At 33.2% G+C, this 4,980-nt stretch carries 3 protein-coding genes; 2 read left to right on the forward strand and 1 reads right to left on the reverse strand.

Annotation, left to right across the window (positions count from 1 at the left end; all coding sequences use genetic code 11):
• The first annotated feature begins 24 nt into the window (after nucleotides 1–24).
• Both HMPREF1212_RS26210 and HMPREF1212_RS26215 read left to right on the forward strand, forming a co-directional pair.
• Nucleotides 25–786: a glycosyltransferase gene (locus HMPREF1212_RS26210; RefSeq protein ID WP_044193415.1), complete on the forward strand. Its 762-nt coding sequence runs from the start codon at nucleotides 25–27 to the stop codon at nucleotides 784–786.
• Nucleotides 767–1,747, forward strand: coding sequence for a glycosyltransferase family 2 protein (locus HMPREF1212_RS26215; protein WP_028729968.1), 981 nt, complete (start codon nucleotides 767–769; stop codon nucleotides 1,745–1,747). Before HMPREF1212_RS26210 ends, HMPREF1212_RS26215 begins: the two co-directional genes overlap by 20 nt.
• 3 nt (nucleotides 1,748–1,750) lie before the next feature.
• Here the strand turns inward: HMPREF1212_RS26215 and HMPREF1212_RS26220 are convergent, their stop codons facing one another.
• Nucleotides 1,751–4,870: an ATP-binding protein gene (locus HMPREF1212_RS26220; protein ID WP_046151772.1), complete on the reverse strand. Its 3,120-nt coding sequence runs from the start codon at nucleotides 4,868–4,870 to the stop codon at nucleotides 1,751–1,753.
• Between the last annotated feature and the right edge of the window lie 110 nt (nucleotides 4,871–4,980).

Consider the following 4,980-nt stretch of genomic DNA (forward strand, 5'->3'; position numbering starts at 1 on the left):
GAACAACTGATAACTTAATATTATATGTCTGTAATTGTTTCCCTAACAAGCCATCAAAAAAGACTAGCAACTCTTCATCTTTGTTTGGATAGTCTTTTTCTTCAGCAATATCAACCAGATAGAGTTGTATTGTATCTGCATGAGGGTGAAAAAATAGCTGAGAATATAAAATCGTTTCAAGATAAGGGGCTTGAGGTAAAATATTTTACAGATGACTATAAGCCACATAATAAGTATTTTCATGCTATGCGCGAATATCCAGACGATATCATTATAACTTTCGATGACGATGCCATATATCCTCCATATCTTTTAAAATTATTAGTTGAAACCCACCAACAATTTCCCGAAGCTGTTATTACAGGACGAGCTCATAAAATCCGGATGAACCAAGATGGCAGTCTGCTTCCCTATCAACAATGGGACTGGGAAACTTCAGTAACAGGGACACCATCAATACAGATAATGGCAACAGGAGTAGGAGGTGTTTTATATCCTCCATATTGTATGCATCCTGAACTTTTTAATGCAGAAAACATTCTTAGGTTATGTTTGTATTCAGATGATATCTGGTTGAAGTGTATGCAGGTACTAAATAATACTCCTGTAATTGTTGTTGCACACAAACCTCAGCATCCGAAAAGTATCAAAGAAGTCGCAAAAGAAGGACTTTTTCTAGTGAATAAACTTCAGAACAGAAATGATTTTTATCTGTCATCTGTAACAAAACAATATAATATTAACTGGAAGGAAATGATTGAAAACGATGAAAAATATAATACTTAGCATAATTATACCGGCATATAATACTTCAGACTATCTGAAGAAATGTATTGACTCCCTACTTTTTCAAACTTTACAGAAAATCGAAGTTATTGTAGTGGATGACGGCTCTACGAATGATCTAACTTCGATTATAGATTCTTATGGAAATAAAGAAAATTTGATTTATATACGGAATGAATATTCGGTTGGACCTGGAGCTGCAAGAAATATAGGGCTTTGTCGAGCAAAAGGGAAATTTATTGCATTTTGCGATAGTGATGACTGGGTTGATTTGGATTTATATGAAAAAAGCATTGCCCATATGGAGAAGACTGATGCAGATATCGGAATTTTTTCAGTAATAAGAGAACGCGATGGATTTAGAGGACAACCAGAGTATTTATGTTATTTTAATCAGTTTTACACTTTTTCGTCTGAAATGGCGTTGCGAATATTAAGCGGACAATATGAAATGGGGATTAAACTCCATAGAGCTTGTTGGAATAAAGTATTCAGGAAAAGCTTTCTTGATGCCTCCAAAGCGAGATTTGAGGAAGGTATTTATTTTCAGGGTGTTTTATTTTGCGTTTATACATTTCTTCGTGCTGAGAAAATAGTATGTGTTCCTCATGCTGCGTATCATCATTACCGACGCTCCGATTCGATCATTCAATCTTTCAGCGAAAAACATATTCTTGACTTTAAGGAATGTTATTTAAGAATGAGAAAATATTTTGTTGAGGAGAATAAATTCGCAACATATCAATTAGATTACTACCGATTATGCGAAAGTTATATGAACATAATTATTAAGCAAATATTTGAATATGAACATTCTGAGGAACGAAAGAAATTTTTCCTCAGAAAAGTGTTACAAGCATTTACATCATTAATAACAACAGATGAGTATTTTGCTTATGCCACAGCTGAAGAAATTAGACAGCATATACAACCAAACATTACAGATACAACTTTATATTGATTGTTACCAAGAACAACGTGGGTCAATATAATAGTAGGGAACTGTTAGCTCACTACCAAACCAGAAACAAATATAGGTGCTGGAAAAGCACCCGCTTTTGATTATATTCATATTATGTATTACAATTACTTTGTAGTCGGGCAGTTCGGATAAAAGTTGATCGGCATCTTTTAAATAATTATATGCTTCGCTCTGACTTCCATAAACAGCTTCGTGCAAGGCCAGTGCCATATAATGAAAGGCTCTTTGCCTTGCACATAGTTCACGGCTAAATATACTTTCTTTTAGTAAATATTTATTGCCATTCATTTCATCATTTATACTATAGTAATACATGGCAAGTATACTCAACCTGTGTCTATAATTACTATAATGATTTTTTTTCATTTTCAAATGATAGTCTAATACGTCTTTTAATAATTCATGACGTTCTTCATAAATCATTCTAAAAAAGTTTAGATGAAATCCACACCAGTTATAATGCTTATCATTAACACCATACCTTTCGGCAAGTTCTATCATACTTTTTTCTATCATTTCTATACATTGGGGCATATCTTTGGTACATCGTGTAAGTGCATACCTTATTGTGAAACTCAGATAACGATAATCAAAGCCATTATCCTTCATCTCTGCAGAGCGCTTTAAATAAAGCTGATACGTAGCTTCGTTTTTATTCGCTTTTATCAGCGTATCAGCCACCATTGCGTCATGATAGTGCAGGCATTTTAGCATTTTAGACGGCAATACAGCACTTCTTTGAAGTTTCTTTATCAATAGCATCATCATATCAAGTTTTGCTAATGCTATTTTATAACTCATATTTTCATAATGTAACAAAGCAAGCTCCCACATAGCTTGCAAGCAAATATGCTGAATATTGCTATTTTCACTATGATAAATTTCATTTATAAGTTCATCAAAAAGTGCCCTACAATTTGCCGTCAGGCTTTGTTGATTTGCCGCTAAAGCATACATCAGATATAGTTCATAGTATTGTTCTTCAGGTAGTTTTTGCTTTAATTCCTGCTTTAAACTAGTTTCAAACAGATTTTGCAAAATAAAAAGTACAGTGTTAAAATTCTTGCTTTTTATAAGTTGCCGCACTGACTCAATACTTTTTGTTAGTTTACTAGGTATGTATACATTTGCAAGACAAGTGAATATATTAAGTGGATAAACCGTAGTAAGATCTGCTTCCTCATATTGCGGAGATGAAAAATGTCTTCGATAGCATTCTGCATATATATCATGCTGCGGTATTAGAGCATCGTCGCTGTTATATCGAGCGAGGCCTACTCTGACAATCTTTTCGGCAATCTGGTGCTTTTCCGATCCTGGAGGGATTGAAAAGGGGATGTGTGACCAATATATCAGGTTGCACAGCTCTTTACAGTCCGGATTAGTTAAGAAAAACTCATTAAACTTACTCAATAAATGCTGCTCCATTATCCCACTACGGCGGAATGCTTTACACAAAAGCATTAGTTCATCTACACTTTTTATCGAATGAGATTCTTCCCAAATATATTTAGAGAATATAAATAATTCAATTACATTAAATTCAAGTGCATGTAGCCATTTAGTCGTTATTTCATCTTCGGCAAGTTTATGAAATGAAAAGCAATCTAAAATATCATGTATTCTTATTTCATAGATATGTCGTTTTACAACACAATTCTCTTTTAAATATTTAAATTCCTGACTGTTGTTAAAATAATAAGGCTGTCCAGAGAGGAGTATAAAAACCGGAAGTTTACGTTGGTTGATTGAAGTAAGAAATGATACTAAACATTTTGAGATTACTTGATCCAACTTTTGCAAATCGTCGAGAAAAATAAATCTTCTGTTTATTGATATTTCTTGAGGGATAAGTAAATCATTCTCACAAATATTAGTTAAAGCCCCAATAAACGACTCGATATCATTTTTGTTTTCAATAAGATCAAATAATGCATCACTTATATTCTTGTTGTTTAAGCCACGGATATATTCCTTTGTTATTGCATCTGGAGCTAAATAAGGGAATAAAAAGAAAAGAATCATATTTAGAAACAATTCAGCGTTTTTCTCTGTAGATTGTACAAAAGAACCAAAAAATAAATCTTCTTTTTCATCAATTGTATGGCGATTGAGAAGTTGTTCTATCAAATGACTTTTTCCAGCTCCCGATATACCCTCTAAAGTATGGATAGCTGTTCTACTTTTTTTTATAAAATCTTTAATTCCCGTTACTAACTCTTCCAGTGTTTTGATTTGAGTAGAGATTGTAAGTGTACCTTTCAAATTTTCAGTAGGTATAATTGGGCGCAGTGGCGGAACTTTTAATTTACCTATGGTAAATATTGGTACAGTGCGTTCATTTTTGTTTTGTGTATATTCTTTTCCTATCTCAAACTGAAATTTTATCTGGTTTTCTCCTGGTTCTAATATAATCTTGTTTTTTGAAAGAAGCTTTAAACCTTTGATGCCAGGGGCAGCACGAAGAGCTACAATTCTTTTTGAATCACTGAATACACTGAAATATCCTATGTAGCTTTCACCTATGTACAATGAACGCACAGGCTCCTTAAAAGATACTCTACTACCACCAACAGTATAAAAATTGATATCCTGTGTTGCAAAAAGTTCTGAACCGGTTATCGGCACTAGTTTATACTCCTCATCAATATTAAAAAATTTATGGTAAATACGATTATTATTTGCAAGCCAATGCTCCAAGGTATACCGTGTACAAAATATGATATCTCTGCAATTTAAAGCATTGTATAATGCTGTACGAATATCCATAATCGTTTTTGTACTTATTAGTATATTTGTTACAAAGAAAATCCGACTGACAGAACCATTTAAAATAGCACTTACAATAGTTGCATCAAGTTTATAACGACTGATAATCAGACTTTCAGTGGAATACTTTGCTTCCATCCACCATTGCTCTTCCTTATCTGGATAAGGTTGATAACCAAACACTAAGGCTACAGCATCTTTATTGCCATCGCGTGTTTCGCCAGTCTTTTTCCATGTAGAATTGGGATATTTTTCCTGTACATAAGTATAGGCAAGTTCTTCAAAAGTTCTGAATCCATCTTTTATATTTTTCCAGTCTACAGATATTCCCATTTTACTATTTGCATGATAATATTAAGTTATCAGTTGTTCACCCTCCTACTTTCTACCTGATAATTAGCTTTATATATGTTATTCACGTTACTTCGCAGCATTATTAAATT

It is taken from the genome of Parabacteroides sp. HGS0025 (assembly GCF_000969845.1).
In the GTDB taxonomy this organism is placed as follows: Bacteria; Bacteroidota; Bacteroidia; order Bacteroidales; family Tannerellaceae; genus Parabacteroides; species Parabacteroides gordonii.

Excerpts from the sequence above, each read along its gene's own strand:
- HMPREF1212_RS26210 (WP_044193415.1), top strand. The coding sequence starts at position 25 with ATGTCTGTAATTGTTTCCCTAACAAGCCATCAAAAAAGACTAGCAACT.
- HMPREF1212_RS26215 (WP_028729968.1), top strand. The coding sequence starts at position 767 with ATGAAAAATATAATACTTAGCATAATTATACCGGCATATAATACTTCA.
- HMPREF1212_RS26220 (WP_046151772.1), bottom strand. The coding sequence starts at position 4,870 with ATGGGAATATCTGTAGACTGGAAAAATATAAAAGATGGATTCAGAACT.